This is a genomic window from Sphingomonas rosea (assembly GCF_039538065.1).
Classification (GTDB): domain Bacteria; phylum Pseudomonadota; class Alphaproteobacteria; order Sphingomonadales; family Sphingomonadaceae; genus Sphingomicrobium; species Sphingomicrobium rosea.
Genome location: NZ_BAABBR010000001.1, coordinates 1,483,413 through 1,501,978 on the forward strand (window position 1 = coordinate 1,483,413; position 18,566 = coordinate 1,501,978).

The window sequence follows — 18,566 nt, forward strand, 5'->3', positions numbered from 1 at the left end:
GTAACGCGCGGATACCGTCTTCGTCACCCCGGGCCTGACCCGGGGTCCAGCTTTTTCTTTCATCGCGGTGAGGCGAAGGCAGGTGGATCCCGGCTCGAGGCCGGGATGACGTGTCAGGCGGTCTTCTGATCCTCGAGCCAGCGCTCGAGCCACTTGATGGTGTAGCCGCCGTCCTTGAACGCCTCCTCCTTGAGGATTCGCTGGTGGAGCGGAATGTTCGTCTTCGGGCCGTCGACGATGAATTCCTCGAGCGCGCGGCGGAGGCGGCAGATGGCTTCGTCGCGGTCCTTGCCCCAGACGATCAGCTTGCCGATCATGCTGTCGTAGTAAGGCGGGACCTTGTAGCCCGAATAGAGGCCGCTATCGACGCGGGTCTGGAGACCGCCCGCCGCGACGTAGTTCTTCACCAGGCCCGGCGAGGGGGCGAAGGTCTCGGGGTCCTCGGCGTTGATGCGGCACTCGATCGAGTGGCCCGACAGTTTGACCTGGTCCTGCGTGACGCTCAGCCCGCGTCCTTCGGCGATGCGGAGCTGCTCGGCGACGAGGTCCATGCCGCTGATCATCTCGGTCACCGGATGCTCGACCTGGAGCCGGGTGTTCATCTCGATGAAGTAGAATTCGCCGTTCTCGTAGAGGAACTCGATCGTGCCGGCGCCGCGATAGCCCATGTCGGCCATCGCCTTGCGGACCCGCTCGCCCATCGCCGCCCGCTGCTCGGCCGAGATGACGGGGGAGGGGGCTTCCTCGATCACCTTCTGGTGGCGGCGCTGGACCGAACAGTCGCGCTCGCCGAGGTGGATCGCCTGGCCGTCGCCGTCGCCGAAGATCTGGAACTCGATATGCTTCGGGTCGCCGAGATATTTTTCCATGTAGACGGTCGGGTCGCCGAACGCGGCATCGGCCTCGCTCGAGGCCTGCGCCATCAGCGTCTCGAGGCTGTCGGCGTCGGGGACGACCTTCATGCCGCGCCCGCCGCCGCCCGAGGCGGCCTTGATCAGGACCGGATAGCCGATCTCGTCGGCAATCGCCTTGGCCTCGTCGAGATTGGAGATGGGGCCGGGCGAGCCGGGGACGAGCGGCAGGCCGAGGGCGGCGGCGGTGCGCTTGGCCTCGACCTTGTCGCCCATCACGCGAATGTGCTCGGGCTTGGGGCCGACCCAGATGATGTTGTGGAGCTCGACGATCTCGGCGAACTGGGCATTCTCGGAGAGGAAGCCGTAGCCCGGGTGGATCGCGTCGGCGTGGACGATCTCGGCGGCCGAGATGATGTTGGGGATGTTGAGATAGCTGTCGCGCGCCGCGGGCGGGCCGATGCAGACGGCCTCATCGGCAAGGCGGACGTGCATCGCGTCGGCGTCGGCGGTCGAGTGGACCGCCACGGTCTTGATGCCCAGTTCCTTGGCCGCGCGGAGGATGCGCAGCGCGATCTCGCCGCGGTTGGCGATCAGCAGCTTGTTGATCTTGCTCACTAGTCGATGACCACCAGCGGCTGGTCGAACTCGACCGGCTGGGCGTTGGCGACGAGGATCTGCGTCACCTTGCCGGCCTTGGGCGCCAGGATCGGGTTCATGACCTTCATCGCCTCGACGATGAGGAGCGTGTCGCCGGCCTTCACCGTGTCGCCGACCGACACGAAGGAGGGCGAATTGGGATCGGCGGCGAGATAGCAGGTCCCGACCATCGGCGAGCGGACGGCTTCGCCTGCCGGCGCGGCCGGCTCGGCAGGGGCGTCGGCGACCGGCGCGGCGGCGGGCGCGGCAGCCGGAGCGGCGGCGACGACATGGCTCACCGGAGCGGCGGCGACGGTCAGTTCGCGCTTCACCTTGATCTTGCGATCGCCGTCCTCGACCTCGATCTCGGACAGCTCGTTGGCGCTCAGCAGTTCGGCCAGTTCGCGCACGAGGCCGGCGTCGATCCGCATCTGCTTATGTTCTTCGGACATGGACATTCCCTGGTTTGGTCGCCGCGCGCTTTGTCAGAGCCGGGCGGCGGCGTCCAGCGCAAGCACGTAGGACGAGGCGCCGAAGCCGCTGATGGATCCGGTGCAAACGCCTGAAATCAGGCTTCGGCGGCGAAAGGATTCGCGGGCGGCGGGGTTGGAGAGGTGGACCTCGATCACCGGGGTCGGGACCGCGGCGATCGCGTCGCGCAGGGCGACCGAGGTGTGGGTCAACCCGCCGGCGTTGAGGATGACGGCGTGGGCGCCGGAGTCGGCGGCCTCGTGCAGCCAGTCGATGAGGTGTCCCTCGTGGTTCGACTGGCGCAGGTCGATGTCGACGCCGAGCGCGGACGCCTGGTCGTGGAGGCGGGCGGCGATGTCGTCGAGGCTGTCGGACCCATACACCTCGGGTTCGCGGGTGCCGAGGCGATTGAGGTTGGGGCCGTTCAGGACAAGGATGCGCTTCACCCCGCTTCTGTAACCGCTTCGGCGACTTGAAGTCGAGGCAGGGCCTGAGGCCCCTCGACTTCGCTCGGGGCGAACGGGTAGGGGAGCGGCACCATGAGCGAGACCGAGACCCACTCCATCAGCGTCAATGGCGAGCACCGGCGGGTGGCCGCGGGGACCACGGTCGCGGGCCTCGTGCAGGAACTGGGGCTCGATCCGGCGCGGGTAGCGGTCGAGCGCAATCTCGAGATCGTGCCCAAGTCGACGCTCGGCCAGGTCGCGGTCGAGGATGGCGATGATTACGAGATCGTGCATTTCGTTGGAGGTGGTTGAGTGAACGCGCACGCGCAGATCGAAGGTGACAGCTGGACCGTTGCCGGTCGCACGTTCAATTCGCGGCTGATCGTCGGCACGGGCAAGTACAAGAGCCTCGAGCAGAATGCGGCGGCGGTGGCGGCGAGCGGGGCGGAGATCGTCACGGTGGCGGTGCGTCGGGTGAACCTGACCGACCCCAATGCGCCCAAGCTCACCGACTATATCGATCCCAAGGTCACGACCTATCTGCCCAACACGGCGGGCTGCTTCACCGCCGAGGAGGCGATCCGGACGCTCCGGCTGGCGCGCGAGGCGGGCGGGTGGAAGCTCGTGAAGCTCGAAGTGCTGGCCGAGGCCAAGACGCTCTATCCCGACATGATCGAGACCGTGCGCGCGACTGAACTCCTGACCAAGGAGGGGTTCGAGGTGATGGTCTATTGCACCGACGACCCGATCATGGCGCGGCGCTGCGAGGAGGCGGGCGCGGTGGCGATCATGCCGCTGGGCGCGCCGATCGGGTCGGGCTTGGGCGTCCAGAACCCGGTGACGATCCGGCTGATCGTCGAGGGCGCCAAGGTGCCGGTGCTGGTCGATGCCGGGGTGGGCACCGCGAGCGACGCGGCGGCGGCGATGGAGCTGGGCTGCGACGGGGTGCTGATGAACACCGCCATCGCCGAGGCCAAGGACCCGATCCTGATGGCGCGGGCGATGAAGGCGGCGGTGGAAGCGGGGCGGCTCGCCTATCGCGCGGGGCGGATGGGCAAGCGGATGTATGCCGACCCGAGCAGCCCGCTTGCGGGGCTGATCTAGGCCAGCGGGCCTGCGAGGGCGTCGGCAAGCACCTGCTCGCAGGCGGCGAAGGTGGCTGTCACGCGCGTGAACTCGTCCAGCGTCCACTGGTCGCCGTCACGGAACAGCGCCTCGGTCCCGTCGGGGGCAAGCCCCGGCCGGGCGTGGACGAGGTTGTTCCGGGTTCCGACGAGAAATTCGAAGTCGCGCGCGGCCTTGCGGACCGGCTCGGAAACGGCGGGCGCATCGGGGCGGCCAAGGAGGTGAATCAAAGTGTCGGCGATCCGGCCCGCGGTGCGATCCGAAAGCTCGTCGAGCGCGCCGGGCCGCAGGCGCTCACAGCATCGGACCGCCATCCATTCCAGACGGGCGAAGCCGTGGATTGCCCGCCCGAGCGCTGCGGCATAGTCGTCACTCAAGCGGTCATCGCTCACGTGGCTCAACCCTTCGCCTTCGCCCGCAGCGCCGAGATGGTCGTCTGGTTGGTGATCACCTCGACGTCGGTCTTGCAGTGGAGGAGGCGGATGCCCTTGCGGGTGAGCGCTTCGTCGATGGCGGGGCCGAACTCTTCCGTCGTCTCGACCGTCGCGGCCCAGCCGCCGAAGGCGCGGGCGAGGGCGGCGAAGTCGGGGTTGGCGAGGGTGGTGGCGGACAGGCGCTCCGGATAGTCGCGCTCCTGGTGCATGCGGATGGTGCCGTAACTGCCGTTGTCGATCACGATGACGATGAGGTCCGCGCCATATTGGGCGGCGGTGGCGAGTTCCTGCCCGTTCATCAGGAAGTCGCCGTCCCCCGCGACGCACAGCACTTGTCTATCCTTGAAGCGGATCGCGGCGGCGACCGCGGCGGGGAGGCCGTAGCCCATGGTGCCACTCGTCGGGGCGAGCTGCGTCGGCATGGCGGCGTAGCGCCAGTAACGGTGGAACCAGCCCGAGAAATTGCCCGCGCCGTTGCAGATGATGGTGTCGGCGGGGAGCTTGTCGCGGAGCAGGGCGACGCAGGGGCCGAGGTCGAGCGTCACGCCGTCGCGCGGGGCCGGCGTGGTCCATTCGAGATAGTCGGCATGGGCCTCGGCGCCGGCGCCGAAGGGGAGCAGGTCGGGCTCGTCCCAATGGTCGAGCGCCTGCGCGAACTCGCCCATGTCGGCGCAGATGGGGAGGTCGGCGTGATAGACGCGGCCGAGCTCATTGGGGTCGGGATGGACGTGGACGATCGTCTGGCCGGGATGGTCGGGGGTGACGAGCGTGTAACCCTCGGTCGTCGACTCGCCGAGGCGGGCGCCGACGACCAGCAGCAGGTCGGCGTCGCGGACTCGGCTCAGGAGCTTGGGATTGGGACCGTAGCCGAGGTTGCCGGCATAGACCGGGCAATCGTTGGCAATGGCGTCCTGGCGGCGGAAGGCGGCGGCGGTGGGCAAGCCGATGCGGCTCGCCCAGGCGGCGAAGTGATGGGCTGCGGCCGGGCTCCAGTCGGCGCCGCCGACGATCGCGAGGGGCGCGCAGGCGTCCTTGAGCATCTCGTGCAGGGTGGCGATAGCGGCGGGGTCGGGATGCTCGACCAGCGGCGGGACGGGCGGGCGGTCGAGGGCCTCGACCTCGTCCCGGAGCATGTCCTCGGGGATGGCGAGGACGACCGGGCCGGGGCGGCCGACGGTGGCGACGCGCCAGGCGCGGGCGACATATTCGGGGATGCGGCGGGCGTCGTCGATCCGCGCGGCCCATTTGGCGATCGGCCCGAAGAAGGCCGGGAAGTCGATCTCCTGGAAGCCCTCGCGGTCCTTGTCACGGCGGTCGAGGTCGCCGACGAACAGGATCATCGGGGTCGAATCCTGGAAGGCGACGTGGACGCCGGGCGAGGCGTTGGTGGCGCCGGGGCCGCGGGTGACGAAGGCGACGCCCGGGCGGCCGGTCATCTTGCCGTCGGCCTCGGCCATGTAGGCGACCCCGCCCTCCTGCCGGCAGACGATCGTCTCGATCTCGGGCGTATCGTGGAGCGCGTCCAGCACGGCGAGGAAACTCTCGCCCGGCACGGTGAACAGGCGGTCGCAGCCTTGAATCCGGAGCTGGTCGACGAGGATCTGGCCGCCGGTGCGGGTCGGGGTGGTGGTCATGCCTGCTCCCTTAGGAGCGCAGGCAGCCTTCCACCAGCCGGATCGCCTCGGCCAACGCGTCGTCGGGACCAAGGGCGGTGGTGTCGAGAAGGAGCGCGTCCTCCGCCTGGACGAGCGGGGCGGCGGAGCGGTGCGAATCGCGCTCGTCGCGGGCGCGGATGTCGATCAGCACGTCGGCGAGGTGGACGGGAAGGCCGTTGGCGACGAGCTCGGCGTGGCGGCGGCGGGCGCGCTCTTCCGAGGAAGCGGTGACGAACAGCTTCGCGGTGGCGTGCGGCGCGATGACGGTGCCGATGTCGCGGCCGTCGAGGACCGCGCCGCTTTCCTGCGCCGCGAAGTCGCGCTGGCGCTCGAGAAGGACGGCGCGGACCGCGGGATAGGCGCTGATCCGGCTGGCGATCCCGCCGACGGTCTCGCTCTTGAGTTCGGGGTCGTCGAGCAGGCCGGCGATGTCCTGCGCGGCGCGGATCGCGGAGAATTCGCTGTCGGGGTCGCCGTCGTGGCGGAGCAGGGCGAGCGCGGCGGCGCGGTAGAGCTTGCCGGTGTCGAGGTGGGGCAGGCCGAAGTGACGGGCGAGGCCCTTGGCGATCGTCCCCTTGCCGCTCGCGGCGGGGCCGTCGACGGCGATGACGAGTGGGTGGTCGGCCATGGGCCGGGCTTTGACAGCCACCCCCCGCTATGGCAAGGCGCGCCGCAACCGGCCGGGGCAGCGATGCCGCCGGCCTCATTGTCTATTGGAGTTCTGGCTCATGGTGAAGCCCGAGTGGGGTGCCAAGCGCACCTGCCCGAAATGCGCGACCCGTTTCTATGACCTCGGCAAGGACGATCCGGTCACCTGCATCGCCTGCGGCACGACCTTCGTGCCCGAGCCGGTCCTGAAGTCCAAGCAGCCGATGCCGTTCGAGCAGGTCACGACGACCGCCGCGCCGGCCGCGGCCGCCGACAGCGATCTCGGGGCCGAGGATCTGGCGCTGCCGGACGAGGACGAGGAGCCCAGCGCCGACGACGAGGTCGATCTGTCGACCGGCGACGACGACCTGGGCGTCGAGACCGCGGGCGACGAAGACGAGCAATAAGCTGGTTTTCGCTGGCGAAGGAATGGGGGGCGGGGCCGGAAGGTCCTGCCCCTTTTTCGTTGCGCGTTCGGCTGGCGTTCAGGCGGCGGGGCGGATTTTCCTCGCCATGGTGCGCGCGGCATGATCCCGGTCCTGGTTCTTGGCCTTGCGGCGGCGAGCCCTACCTATGGGCCCGAAACTCCCAAGCCGATCAAGAAGCCGGCCGCGGTGCGCGCGGCAAGCGATCCGTGCCTCGACCGGACCGCCGAACCTGGCGTCATCCTCGTCTGCGGCAAGCAGGAGGATTTCCGGATCGATCCGGTGGTGCTCGAGGCGCGCAAGCGGCTGCACAACAATCTGCGGCCTCGGCCGCGCGAGAAGTTCGCGGACACGACGTGCAAGACCGTGGGTCCGATGGGCTGCATCGGCCAGTCGAGCTTCGAAGTGTTCAGTGCGCTCGGCGCGGCGGTAACGATGGCCCAGAAGCTCGCGAGCGGGCAAAATGTGGGCAAGATGTTCGTCACCGAACATGATCCGAGCGAATATGAGCTCTACCAGGAGATCAAGCGCGAGAAGGAGCTGGCGGACACCGGCTCCGCGCCGCCGCCCCAACGCTGAGGGGCAAACCACAAAGAAAAAGCCCGCGACCGGCGCGGGCTTTTTAAAGGGATGGTGGAGCCGTGGACTGTAACTCTCTAATCCCAGGGCATTTCACGACGACCCAGTCTCTTTGCTTCCGAGTACGGAAGAGCGACTGAACGTCTCCCGAGATGCCCCTCAATCCCACTCCGCTCGCGGGCAGTGTGGGACGGAATGTGGGACAGGAGAGGTTATATGGCGCTCACGACACTCGAAGTCCGCAACGCCCCGCCCGGCCGCTACGCCGATGGCAACGGGCTGTACCTGCTGGTCCGCTCGGGAAGCTCGCGGTCCTGGGTGCTGCGGACGCAGGTCGACGGGCGGCGGCAGGACCTTGGCCTGGGATCGGCCCGCGCGGTCACACTCGCTCAGGCGCGGACCGCGGCGGCCGAGATGCGCAGGCGCCTCAAGGCCGGCGAGGAGGCGCGTCTTCCCGAGGCGGAAGAGGTCGAGAGCGCTCCAACGGTCCCGACCTTCCGCGAGGCGGCCGCCGCCTGCCACGAGGCCATGAAGAAGGGCTGGCGCAACAGGCGCCATCAGGACAGCTGGATCGCCAGCCTCGAGAACCACATCTATCCGCGGCTCGGAAGCGTGCCGGTGGACGAGGTCAATGCTACGATGGTGCGCGATGCGATCGCGCCGATCTGGATGACGATACCGGAGACGGCGCGACGCATCCTCCAGCGGATCGGGACGGTGCTGGATTTCGCGCACATCTCCGGCTGGTGCCCGCACGAGGCATCGCTTCGCACGGTGCCGAAGGGGCTGCCGAGGCAGCCGCAGGTGGAGAGCCACTTTGCTGCCATGCCCTATGAGGAGGTGCCGACACTCGTGGCGCAGCTTAGCGAGCCGCCGCACAGCGCCGGTCGCGACGCGCTGCTCTTCACAATTCTGAATGCGGTTAGGTCCGGAGAGACTCGGCTCGCAACCTGGCCGGAGATCGACCTCGATGCCGCAGTCTGGTCTATCCCGGCACATCGCATGAAAATGCGCAAAGCGCACGTGGTGCCGTTATCGAAGCAGTCCGTAGCGCTGCTCCGGAGGCGGTGGGCTCTACGTGCTCACGATGAAGGGCTTGTCTTCTCGACGCATGGTCTACGGCCGCTCAGCGATATGACGATGACCAAGGTCATGCGGGATCTTGGATCCAAAGAAGTGACTATGCACGGATTTCGGAGCAGCTTCACCGACTGGGCGGCCGAGCGTACGGACTTCGCCAAGGAGGTCGTAGACAAGGCGCTCGCCCAAAAGCTCGTCGATCGGGTGGAAGCCGCTTACCGCCGGACGGACTTCTTTGAGCGACGGCGGGAACTGATGTCGAGGTGGGCAGCATTCCTGTGCGGCAGTCGCGCCTGTGATCACTGACGCGCAAATGACAGAGGGCAACCATGCATACGCCTATGTTTGTGCCGGCTTGCTAAGGGGCGATCCTGGCATGAAAACGAGCATCTTTGATTGCTTAGGCCGCACTCGGCTGGCAGTCGCCTGGTGATCTCACCGGCCGGTGGATATCTACTGGTGCTTGAAACCCTTGCGCGCCCATTGGAATGATACATGCTCGTAGAGGAAGATCAGTACCCGACGGCCCTTGAGTATCATGGAGCCCTAGGGACCACCGCATCCTGCGCGCAAGCGGTCGAGCGCATTCTCCATTCCCGACGCGAGCTGGTCAGCTGCGTGATCCTGACTTGCTACACGGACCATCATCCCTGCCACGCTCTGTTACTGGTCGATGCTGACGGCGACCAAGCAATCATCAAGTCGGGCTTTACGTCCGGGTACGGCGGCGCGGGTCCGAAGGGCCTCTCTGAGACACTGGCGCTGCTCGACTGGCACGGCGTTGAACTCGACGAAGTCCAAGTCGACGAAAGCGTTATGCGACGTGTCGAAGCGTCTTCTTTGACGTTGTCCGACCTTGAAGCGGTGCGGTCAGCCTCTCCAATTCGGCCGCAAAGGCTTTGGGACTACATATTGAGAGAGCACCAGATTGGGCCCGCCCATGCAATCCATGGAGGCGTCGCGAACTCGTCATCCCTTTCGGCATCCTCGATGACCGCCTCGCCTCCATGGCATGCACCTTCTGGGAGGACCCTGATCGAGTACTGACCCGTGCGCACCGAGCATTAGAAGAGGTAGTCAAGCGCAAGGCAATGGTAACTCAGGACGAGGCGAACAGTGGACCGGCCCGCGTCTACGCCATCGCTTTCAATCCCCCGGGCCGTCTGCACTGGCCCAATTTGAGTCCATCGGAGCAGATCGGCCGCGCTAGTCTCTTTACTGGCACGGTGTCGGCCTACCGCAACCCGCGCGCACATCGCGAGCTTGATGATCAGCCGGATGCTGCCCTGCGGGAGCTACTCCTTATCAATCACCTATTCCGTCTTGAGGCTGAGGCGGAGGTACGTGAGCCGGTCTCACCAGTCGAAATCACGCCCGGGTGAGGCGTCGGCCAACGTCAATGTCTGAGGGTGAGTAGCGTTAACCGTTAGTCAGTGGGGTCCAGGTCTTCATCGTCTGGACGGCCTAGGTCATCGCGGTCGTGGTCGCTCGCCTCGTATATGTCATCCCATGCCCTGGCGTCGTCCTCGACCGGCGAGACATAGCGATCTCCAGCGAGGAGAGTGCGGAGGAGTTGAAGCCGCTCCAGCAACTCATCGAAGGTGACGATTTGCACGTCCTTGAACGAGTGGCGGATCAACTCAAACGAGGCGATCTCCGCCTCACCCTTCGGGATTACCCCTGCCACGACCACGCACTCGACAGCGGGCACCTCCAGCTCGATCTGCCGATTGTTCCACTTCGTCCCCATGATGCCCGTCATGAGCTTGTACCGCTGATCAAGCACCTGGGCGACGGCTCCCATCAACTCGCGCGATGGGCCAAGGACACCACCCCGATATTCCGTCTTGTTTAGCAGCGGCGTCTTGGGCCGCTTGATCTCTACAAGAGCCGCGTTGTGAGTAAGCGCGTTACTTGTGAGGAAATCAGCGATCTTTGTGCCGTGACCGGTCAAGCGCTGCCCTCCGACTGAGGCGCCGGCTTGAAGTAGCACCACTGGCTGGCCGAACAGCATCGACAGAAGAAAGGGATTAATCTCTAATAGCGATTGCCAGGCACTCTCCGCGCTGTTCCGATTGATGCGCCTCCTCACGGCATCGATCAGCTTGTCGAGGCTAACAATCTCAATATCCTTCTGGAGCTGAACGAATTCAGCTGGGTCGCGGTCGGCTATCGCACTTGCGTTGCTGGCGAGCGCCTGAAGAAGGCCAACACGGTCCTGCCCACGAAGTGTGACAGCCGAGATCTTCGATCCGCCGAGTAGCTTGAATACTGTGCCTGCTTTGTAGGGCCGTTCTCTCAGCGGATACTTGGTCGGATCAGCACGGTGCAGCGAGGCGTTGAAGGCCATCAGACGACGATCTGCAAGGCTTTCTTCCTGGTACATGCGTGTCGTGCGACTGATGCCCTGCTGCAGAAGGCGGTACTCGCCAGCGTTAAGGTAGAAGCTCCCACGCTCAACCCGCGTCGACTCGAACTCACCGATCACCAAGCGGGTCACACCCTCAACACTCTCAATGGCCTCGATGAGCGGACGCATTTCCTTCACAACACCGAGTCCAAAGCTCGGGTCACGCAAGAACCCGTTCGGCATGTTCGATAGGAGATCAACCACTTCATAGTGGCTCGTCGGAGGGTCGTCAGTCAGGTCATAATCGATCACGATTTCTCGGAGGCGACGGTACTTCGGCCTATAAAGGCGTTCCGAGAAGCCAATCAGCTGCGGAAAGATGGCGATTTCCTGATCGACGAAGTTCAGCGTCATGACGACGCGAGGCTCTGGCCGCTCGCCCTCTAGGAAGGTCTCTGCGACGCCTCGGACTAAGCCTTCCGGCGCCTCTATCTTGACGTTTACGTGAGGTCCGGTGCCCTCAACGACAAATCTAGCTTCTTGGCCAACCACCGGCGATGCGGTGAGAGGATCGCGGAGAAAGAGGTCTGCATCGCTAGGCTTATCATCTGGGCTCATAGCAGCAGCCTACCGATGGTCGGTCGAGGTGCAACGGTCCGTTTGGACGCGGGCCGACTTAGATCGCTCGAGCGCTTGCAGATCGCACAAGGGCTGGCACAACCCACATCCTTGTTTGGTAGTCGCAGCCGTTTTCCCACGGAGTACATCATACCTCTTAAACCGTTCGTTCTGATTGTCGCCGATCACGACAAACATACCTTCTCGGTGGAGGGGCCGATGGTAGACGACAACCCGTGGTCGAAGCCGGTTGTTGACGCGCAGGAGGGTGGCAAGCGACGCATCAACTGCTCCGTGCCGGGCGGTCTCGCTAGGAACAATGCCGAGATCGCCGCACGCGAATACAAGCGAGACTTTGGCTACACTCAGGTCCCCGCCGGTTCGATCGTAAGCCTCTGGTGAGCAGGGTCCGTTCGGCCCTGTTTATGGCCGCCTAAGGGAATGCGCGACCATCCACTAAGAAGTCACCCTGTGTCTTGCGAACGGGCCGTGGCCGCAAAGCAATCATAAAGTGGGAGGATCATCTACGCTGTAGGACATCGGGTTTTTCAGCCACTCCGTTACGGCAGACTCGCGCCATCCGGAACATCTCTCACTGATTGCAATCTGCTTGGGGAAGCTCCCCTTGGCAATCCTGCGGTATAAGGTCGAGCGGGTAAGTCCGGTTCGATCAAGCACGGTCTTAATCCTGAGAATACGGTCCTCTTGTCAGCCATGAGGAGTGCTCCTGTTGGGATGAAGTGATCCGCCACAGGTTTGTGAGAGGCGGTCGGACGCGCAAGGCGGCTATGCACCAGCTGCGCTTCCTTGCTCCGAAGACGTAGCTGGAGGCGCAATGGGACAAGCTTCGACAAGCCGCTCGAGGATTTGTCAGCCCATTCATGGCGTCTCACGCCGACGATACGACAGCGTCCTATGCCGCTGCGCTCTACCGAGCCGTCCTTGTCACCTCGTCGGCTAAAGGCCGTAACGACCGGCTGACGCGTCACCGGCGGAGCCTCCGGCACGCAGCCATCGCGAACACGCGATGACGTTGAACACCGGCCTTCGGCCTGGCGGGGTGGGCGTCGCTTCCCTTTAGTCCCGCCGCGGCGGTCGCAACCCCTCGCTTGACGCTCGGGGTCCTCCACTTCGTTGCGGCCGTGCCGGTGCTGCCCACCGCTTCAGCGGGACTGCCGGTCCGCTCCTGCCGCCCACCCCGCCATTCCGGCCTGGGTTGCGGTTGTGAAGGAGCAAAAGGCATGGCCCAGGAGAGCGAAGAAGTCGGCCCAGTCAGCGCGGAGCCGCAAGATAATCTGTTGTTGCAGCGGGTGGAGGCTGCCGTTGGCAATCTTCCGAGGCTTCAGCGTGAGGTCTTCCTCGCCCACCGGCTCGATGGACTAAGCTATCGAGAGATCGGAAAGCGCACGGGCCGGTCGGTTCGGCAGGTGGAGCGGGTCATGGCGAAGGCCCTCTACAAGCTCGTCAAGCATATGGACGGCGAGCGGCTGCGCTGGTGGGAGCGCTGGTTCTGATTGGCCACATTCGCGACCGCTATGCGCTGCTCTCGCCAGCGCGGCTCTTGGCTCTTAAGGTTCGTTAGCGATGCGCACCGACCTCGATCATCTGCCGCCGGCTAAGCAGCGCGAGCTGGAGCGCGTCGTGCAGATCCTGTTCGAGGAGTTCAAGGACGCGACGGCGATCGCAACGTCGACCTGGAAGAAGCAGGCGCGCATTCTCAAGGTCATCCTCTACGGCAGCTATGCCCGCGGTGGATGGGTCGACGAGCCACACACTGCCAAGGGCTACCAATCCGACTTCGACCTGCTGATCATCGCCAACCACGAAAAGCTGACCGATCGGGTGGAGTTCTGGTCATCGGCCGAGGACCGCTTGAACCGCGAACTGGCGATCACCCGAACGCTGCGGACGCCGGTCAACTTCATCGTCCACACGCTTGCCGAGGTGAACCAAGGCCTAACGGAAGGCCGCTACTTCTTCATCGACATCGCTCGTGACGGCATCGCCCTCTACCAGAGCGATGCCACCGACCTGCCGGAGCCGCAGCCTAAAACGCCGGGTCAGGCGCTAGCGATGGCTCAGGAGTACTTTGAAGAGTGGCTTCCCAGCGCTGAGAAGCGGTTAGAGATCGCTCGTTTCGATCTCTCACGTGGCTTCTTGAAGGACGCGGCGTTCGATTTCCACCAAGCAGCTGAACGCTACTATCACTGCGTCCTTCTGGTCTGCACCTTCTACACGCCGCACGTGCACAATCTTGGCTTCCTGCGCACACAGGCGGAGCGGATCGATCCGCGCCTGATTGAGGTGTGGCCGCGCGAGACCAAGGCAGAGCGTGCACGCTTTGAGAAGCTCAAGGAAGCCTATGTGAAGGCGCGCTACTCCAAGCACTACCGCATAACCGACGAAGAGTTGGTCTGGCTTGGGGAGCGGGTGGAGCAGCTCGGTCAGGTCGTGCAGGCGATCTGCGAAGACCGCATCCGGCTGCTGGAACGAAGCGCCGCTGCCTGAGCTACGCATCAACGACAACGAGACGATTGGGATAAGAGTGCTTAGCGTCGAAGTCATACGGGAGGTGATCTTTGCCGTTCAGCAGCGACGCGCCCTTCACGAAGCAGATGGAAACGAGAAAGAGGCGGCGCTTTTCGACCGTTATTCCGACTCCTTGTGGGAAGCGCTTGCGATTTCCCAGGGCGCAAAGCGGGAGGCCAAAAACCTCAAGCGCATCAGGGCCGATACACTTGGGCTCACCGACCCATGGCTGCTCGAGAACCTGCTTCCATTCCCAAGGTCCAGGGTCGCTTATCGTGAGATGACGAAGCTCGCCGGCCGGGTGTGCAGGGCTGAGCAAGGGCTGAGCCCCAAGCGCCTCTGGGGTATCATCGGCTAGGCTCGTCCGTGTCGTTGGCGAACGCGCGCTTGCCGCTCCGACGCCACAGCGTCAGTGCCTGGTCGCGTTCTTCGCCTCGCAATTTCGCAGCGACATTGAGCAGAGCTCCATAGATCACCGCGCGATCGTCATCCGTCAGGTCGACAAGTTTGGCCTTGGCGACCAGGCCGCCAAGCTCGATCAGCTGTTTCGTCCGTTCGCGCCGGTTCACCACCCAATCCCGCGTGTCAGCGCGAGCCCGCGCCGCCAGCAAATGGCAGCGTGCCGTCGCTGCTCGGCGTAGCGCCGCTCGCACTTTGGCCAGCGCGTCCGCGAGCCCTCGATGCGCGCTGAAAGAAGGCCGCGCCCTTCGCGTGCCAGCCCTCCCGTTCCGCGGCGTCCTTGCTTGCAGCGGCGGCAAGCAGGGCTCCGGCGAGTAGCTCGATTGACAGGGCGTCGGCACTGGTCGCAAGCACTAGCTCGCCGAGCTGCTGGAGCTTGCGTGACCTGAGCTCCCGAGCACGCTCATCTAGCGCCTTCAGCTCGGCATCGTAGTCCTTGGGTTTGCGCATGTGTTCGCCGTCCTTTGCTGGTGACGGCACTCCAGCTATCGCCGGGATCGCCGCCGGCCAACAGCCTGGCATCGTATGGGACAGGCCCGGTCCCGAGATGCACGAAGTTGCGTCGAGGGCGCGCTTATACGTCGTACCGACGTGGCTGCTTAAAGCGTAAGTGGTCTGTCGCTCATGGCGATCTATCACTTCTCGGCCAAAGTAATCTCCCGCGCGACCGGGGCCAGCGCACTTGCTGCCGCGGCCTATCGCTCCGCTTCACGGCTCCATGACAAGCGGCTCGGGCGTCATCACGATTTCACCAGCAAGGCCGGAGTCATCCATTCGGAAGTCATGCTGCCCGACGGAGCGCCGCAGCATCTCTCAGACCGCGAGCGCCTGTGGAACGAGGTCGACGCGGCCGAGAAGAGGGTCGACGCGCAGCTCGCGCGCGAGGTGGAGTTTGCTTTGCCGCGCGAGCTATCCCCAGAAATCGGGATAGAGCTTGCCCGAGAGTTCGTGGCACGCGAGTTCGTCGGTGTCGGCATGGTCGCCGACCTCAATGTTCATCGCGACATCGGCCCGGACGGCGAGCCGAAGCCGCACGCCCATGTCATGCTCACCATGCGCGAGATTGGCGAGGACGGCTTCGGCAAGAAGGTCCGTGAGTGGAACCGGACCGAACTGCTCGAGCGATGGCGAGAGCGCTGGGCCAGCCACGTCAATCAGCGCTTGGCCGAGCTCGACATCGAAGCGCGGATCGATCATCGCTCGCTGGAAGCGCAGGGCATCGCGCTGGAGCCCCAGAACAAGCTTGGGCCCGCCGCATTGCGCATGGTGGCGGATGGGCTCGCCTCCGAGCGTCTCGCCGACCACCAGCAGATTGCCCGCGCCAATGGTGACAGGATTATCGCCCGGCCGGAAATCGCACTGGAGGCGATCACGCATCAGCAGGCCACATTCACCACGCGGGAGCTCGCGAAGTTCATTCACCGCCATAGCGCTGACCAGGAGCAATTCGACCGCGCGATGGCGAGGGTGCGGGCCTCGCCATCGCTGGTGAAGCTGGGCCGCGACGGGCGAGGGGAGGAGCGCTTCACGTCCCGCGACATGCAGCGGACCGAGCAGCGGCTGGAGCGCGCGACGGACATGCTGGCGAGCCGCGTCGGCCATGCCGTCCCGGCCGCAGCTCTGAATGACGCCTTGTCCGCCGCCCGGAGGCGCGGCCTCGTGCCTGGGAGGGAGCAGCAGGCAGCGCTTCGGAATATCACCTCCGGCCGGGATCTCGCCAGCATTGTCGGCTATGCCGGCACCGGCAAATCCGCCCTGCTCGGCATCGTCCGCGAGGCCTGGGAAGAAGCCGGTTACCGGGTGCAGGGACTGGCGCTCTCCGGTATCGCCGCCGAGAACCTCGAGAGCGGCTCCGGCATCGCCTCGCGCACCATCGCCAGCCTGGAACATCGGTGGGCGCAGGGGACGAACCGACTCACCTCCAAGGACGTGCTGGTGATCGACGAGGCCGGGATGATCGGTTCGAGGCAGATGGAGCGGATCGTCAGCGAGGCGGAGAAACGCGGCGCCAAGCTGGTACTAGTGGGCGATCCCGAGCAGCTGCAGGCAATCGAGGCCGGGGCTGCTTTCCGCGCGATCGCCGAGCGCCATGGCGCCGTGGAGGTGACCGAGATCAGGCGCCAGCAGGAAGAGTGGCAGCGCGACGCCACCCGTCAGCTCGCCACCGGTCGCACGGTCGAAGCGCTGGACACCTACGACCGGAACGCGATGGTCCATGCCGCGCCCAGCCGCGAGGCGGCGCGGGCCGAGCTGATCGAGCGCTGAGATAGTGACCGCCAGGCGAGCCCAAGCCGCTCAAGCCTGATCCTGAGCCACACCCGCGACGAGGTCCAGCAGCTCAACCAGCTTGCCCGCGAGCGGCTGCGCCAGGCCGGAGAGCTGGGCGAAGAGGTGAAGGTGCGGACCGAGCGTGGTGAGCGTATCTTCGCTGCCGGGGACAGGATCCTGTTCCTCCACAACGAACGCAGCCTCGGCGTCAAGAATGGCAGCCTTGGCCGGGTGGAGAGCGTTGGCTCCGCCCACATGGCCGTGCTGCTCGACGACGGCCGGGCCATCGCCTTCGACCTCAAGAACTATGCGCAGGTCGACCATGGCTACGCCGCGACCATCCACAAGGCGCAAGGCGTCACCGTCGACCGGACCTACGTGCTCGCCACGCAAGGCCTGGACCGGCATGCCGCCTATGTCGCGCTCTCCCGGCATCGCGAGGCGGTGCAGCTGCACTATGGCGAGGACGACTTCGCGAGCCGGGACAAGCTCGTCAGCACTCTATCACGCGATCGTGCCAAGGACATGGCCTCGGACTACACGCGTGACTTCGCTGACCGGCGTTCGATCATACTGCCAGCGGTATCGGTGCCGGCGAAGCAGCTGGATATGTTCGAGGGGCTAACGCCTGCTCGCCGGCCTGAGCGACAGCCAACAGATTGCCAGCGCAGGCTCCACGACTCAGTGGTGCGGGTCGCAAAGGCCGTCGACGGGATCGTTCGTGCACGGAAAAGTGGTGGGCTCGAAACCCCGAAGCAGGCCGCCGAGCTTCGCGCCGCGGCTGCTGAGCTGAATCAGCAGCGGCCTAATGGGGCGCGTGACCTGAGGGCAGCGTTCGTCCGCGACATGGGGATGTTGGCTGATGCGACGGAAGGGAGAACAGCTGGCGCGATCAGGAGCATGGATTTCGAACGGCGCTACTGGACCGACCCGCAGCTTCGCGCCGACCACTTCGTGCGGTCCTGGCGGCAGCTGGGTGATCGCCACGAGTGGTTCGAGCGGCGTGGCGACGAGAGTGCAGCCGGCCGGGTGCGGGCGCAGATGACCGCGCTCGCGAAAACGCTCGAGCGGGATCCGCAGCTGGAGTCACTGCTGCGGACCAGAGGAAAGGAGCTCGGGCTGCCGGCGCACATCGATCGGCCGCTGTCGCAGACGCTGCCGGACTGGATCGGGTGGGGCAGGGGACGGGGAATGGAACGTTAGGACTTGAGAGCGTCTTTGCAGGGTAGTTACTGACGTCAATGGCCATAAAGTAAGCAGGCGTTCAACCCGTTTAGAAGCAAATGCTCGATGTCGATTTCTCAGAAAGGTGGTGACGCCGACCTAGTTTGCAACGGCGGGAAATGGAACAGCATCGCTCCGGTTCGGACCAGAGACCAAAAACTTTCGGGCGTTGAAGCAAAGATACTCCGACCGAAATATTGCCGACCGCCTTGGTGATTGCCGCCTACGCTTCAGCTACCTGCCTTCGCTGAATGCTGGATTCTGGAGTCTCTCAACCGTAACTTGAGGCTTCCTTAATGTTCTTTAGCCGAACACCGCAGGGCCTGCGAGAGCACGACGCAGCCTAGTTTGCTGACATAAAAAAGAAGGGAAGACACGAATATGTTGGGACAAGCAAAGGCTCCAGTATATTTGGCCATCTGTGAAGCAATCGCTATATGGTCATGCGCTCTTACATCACACCTGATGATTCAACGGTCCTTACCTAAAGTCAAAACCGCATATTCATGCCCAGAAGACTTGCACTCAGTTGTTCCTTATATTTTCACTAACCGAAGTGTGTATTGCAATCTTCCAAAGATCGCGAGTGATATTACGCTATTTTATTTCGGTATAATCATAGCGATATTGCTTGGGTTCCAGGTAGCTTACAGAAAATACGAGCTACCCTTTAAGAGCCAGATAAGCAGGCGAGCACATTGGAGTGTAAATATATCATTAATTCTTCTGTCTATAGCCTTAGTAACTGGCCTTGAAACACGCAGG

At 64.6% G+C, this 18,566-nt stretch carries 18 protein-coding genes and 2 pseudogenes; 10 read left to right on the forward strand and 10 right to left on the reverse strand.

Annotated elements, in window-relative coordinates:
* Positions 1–113: 113 nt before the first annotated feature.
* From accC to aroQ, 3 genes are read right to left on the reverse strand one after another with little or no spacing between them, the layout of a single operon-like run.
* Positions 114–1,469, reverse strand: a complete 1,356-nt coding sequence (gene accC / locus ABD693_RS07455) for an acetyl-CoA carboxylase biotin carboxylase subunit (protein ID WP_344696397.1) — start codon at positions 1,467–1,469, stop codon at positions 114–116.
* Positions 1,469–1,942 carry an acetyl-CoA carboxylase biotin carboxyl carrier protein gene (accB, locus tag ABD693_RS07460; protein ID WP_344696399.1) on the reverse strand — a complete coding sequence of 158 codons (474 nt, stop codon included), beginning with the start codon at positions 1,940–1,942 and terminating at the stop codon, positions 1,469–1,471. The genes accC and accB overlap by 1 nt, the downstream gene beginning before the upstream one ends.
* Positions 1,943–1,975: 33 nt before the next feature.
* Positions 1,976–2,407, reverse strand: a complete 432-nt coding sequence (gene aroQ / locus ABD693_RS07465; protein ID WP_344696401.1) for a type II 3-dehydroquinate dehydratase — start codon at positions 2,405–2,407, stop codon at positions 1,976–1,978.
* A gap of 93 nt (positions 2,408–2,500) precedes the next feature.
* Between aroQ and thiS the strand changes: the two are divergent.
* Positions 2,501–3,511 (forward strand): annotated as a pseudogene (gene thiS, locus ABD693_RS07470) (sulfur carrier protein ThiS).
* Here the strand turns inward: thiS and ABD693_RS07475 are convergent.
* From ABD693_RS07475 to cmk, 3 genes are read right to left on the reverse strand one after another with little or no spacing between them, the layout of a single operon-like run.
* Positions 3,508–3,924 carry a hypothetical protein gene (locus ABD693_RS07475; protein ID WP_344696402.1) on the reverse strand — a complete coding sequence of 139 codons (417 nt, stop codon included), beginning with the start codon at positions 3,922–3,924 and terminating at the stop codon, positions 3,508–3,510. The pseudogene thiS and the gene ABD693_RS07475 overlap by 4 nt on opposite strands.
* A 5-nt stretch (positions 3,925–3,929) precedes the next feature.
* Positions 3,930–5,600, reverse strand: coding sequence for a thiamine pyrophosphate-binding protein (locus tag ABD693_RS07480; protein ID WP_344696403.1), 1,671 nt, complete (start codon positions 5,598–5,600; stop codon positions 3,930–3,932).
* A 10-nt stretch (positions 5,601–5,610) separates the two neighbouring features.
* A complete protein-coding gene (gene cmk / locus ABD693_RS07485) occupies positions 5,611–6,249 on the reverse strand; it encodes a (d)CMP kinase (RefSeq protein WP_344696404.1) in 639 nt (212 codons plus the stop codon).
* 100 nt (positions 6,250–6,349) lie between these two features.
* Between cmk and ABD693_RS07490 the strand changes: the two genes are divergently transcribed.
* From ABD693_RS07490 to ABD693_RS13220, 4 genes are all read left to right on the forward strand, one after another.
* A complete protein-coding gene (locus tag ABD693_RS07490; RefSeq protein WP_344696405.1) occupies positions 6,350–6,676 on the forward strand; it encodes a TIGR02300 family protein in 327 nt (108 codons plus the stop codon).
* 120 nt (positions 6,677–6,796) lie between these two features.
* A complete protein-coding gene (locus ABD693_RS07495) occupies positions 6,797–7,273 on the forward strand; it encodes a hypothetical protein (RefSeq protein ID WP_344696406.1) in 477 nt (158 codons plus the stop codon).
* Positions 7,274–7,489: 216 nt separating this feature from the next.
* Positions 7,490–8,659 carry a tyrosine-type recombinase/integrase gene (locus tag ABD693_RS07500; RefSeq protein ID WP_344696407.1) on the forward strand — a complete coding sequence of 390 codons (1,170 nt, stop codon included), beginning with the start codon at positions 7,490–7,492 and terminating at the stop codon, positions 8,657–8,659.
* Between the two features lie 701 nt (positions 8,660–9,360).
* Positions 9,361–9,735: a TIGR02391 family protein gene (locus ABD693_RS13220; protein WP_486387607.1), complete on the forward strand. Its 375-nt coding sequence runs from the start codon at positions 9,361–9,363 to the stop codon at positions 9,733–9,735.
* A gap of 44 nt (positions 9,736–9,779) precedes the next feature.
* Here the strand turns inward: ABD693_RS13220 and ABD693_RS07505 are convergent, their stop codons facing one another.
* Positions 9,780–11,117 carry a Shedu immune nuclease family protein gene (locus tag ABD693_RS07505; RefSeq protein WP_344696408.1) on the reverse strand — a complete coding sequence of 446 codons (1,338 nt, stop codon included), beginning with the start codon at positions 11,115–11,117 and terminating at the stop codon, positions 9,780–9,782.
* A 279-nt stretch (positions 11,118–11,396) separates the two neighbouring features.
* Here ABD693_RS07505 and ABD693_RS07510 point away from each other — a divergent pair, with 279 nt between their 5' ends.
* The gene (locus ABD693_RS07510) at positions 11,397–11,723 is read left to right on the forward strand and encodes a hypothetical protein (protein ID WP_344696409.1); all 327 of its coding nucleotides are present in this window, start codon (positions 11,397–11,399) and stop codon (positions 11,721–11,723) included.
* 102 nt (positions 11,724–11,825) lie between these two features.
* On the opposite strand, the gene ABD693_RS07515 is transcribed toward ABD693_RS07510, so the two are convergent.
* A complete protein-coding gene (locus ABD693_RS07515; protein WP_344697593.1) occupies positions 11,826–12,017 on the reverse strand; it encodes a helix-turn-helix transcriptional regulator in 192 nt (63 codons plus the stop codon).
* 545 nt (positions 12,018–12,562) lie between these two features.
* Here ABD693_RS07515 and ABD693_RS07520 point away from each other — a divergent pair.
* The 3 genes from ABD693_RS07520 to ABD693_RS07530 all read left to right on the forward strand — a co-directional run bounded on the left by ABD693_RS07520 (position 12,563) and on the right by ABD693_RS07530 (position 14,208).
* Positions 12,563–12,835 (forward strand): RNA polymerase sigma factor, encoded by a 273-nt coding sequence (locus tag ABD693_RS07520; protein ID WP_344696410.1) that lies wholly within the window; start codon positions 12,563–12,565, stop codon positions 12,833–12,835.
* A gap of 70 nt (positions 12,836–12,905) precedes the next feature.
* Positions 12,906–13,829 carry a HEPN domain-containing protein gene (locus ABD693_RS07525; protein WP_344696411.1) on the forward strand — a complete coding sequence of 308 codons (924 nt, stop codon included), beginning with the start codon at positions 12,906–12,908 and terminating at the stop codon, positions 13,827–13,829.
* A 64-nt stretch (positions 13,830–13,893) separates the two neighbouring features.
* Positions 13,894–14,208 carry a hypothetical protein gene (locus ABD693_RS07530; RefSeq protein ID WP_344696412.1) on the forward strand — a complete coding sequence of 105 codons (315 nt, stop codon included), beginning with the start codon at positions 13,894–13,896 and terminating at the stop codon, positions 14,206–14,208.
* On the opposite strand, the gene ABD693_RS07535 is transcribed toward ABD693_RS07530, so the two are convergent.
* Entirely contained in the window at positions 14,198–14,419 is a 222-nt protein-coding gene (locus ABD693_RS07535; RefSeq protein WP_344696413.1) for a conjugal transfer protein TraD, read from the reverse strand. The two genes, ABD693_RS07530 and ABD693_RS07535, sit on opposite strands and share 11 nt — an antisense overlap.
* Positions 14,420–14,435: 16 nt before the next feature.
* Positions 14,436–14,759 carry a conjugal transfer protein TraD gene (traD, locus tag ABD693_RS07540; RefSeq protein ID WP_344696414.1) on the reverse strand — a complete coding sequence of 108 codons (324 nt, stop codon included), beginning with the start codon at positions 14,757–14,759 and terminating at the stop codon, positions 14,436–14,438.
* Positions 14,760–14,933: 174 nt separating this feature from the next.
* On the opposite strand from traD, the pseudogene traA reads away from it, so the two are divergent.
* Positions 14,934–17,780, forward strand: a pseudogene (gene traA / locus ABD693_RS07545) (Ti-type conjugative transfer relaxase TraA).
* The last annotated feature ends 786 nt before the right edge of the window (positions 17,781–18,566 follow it).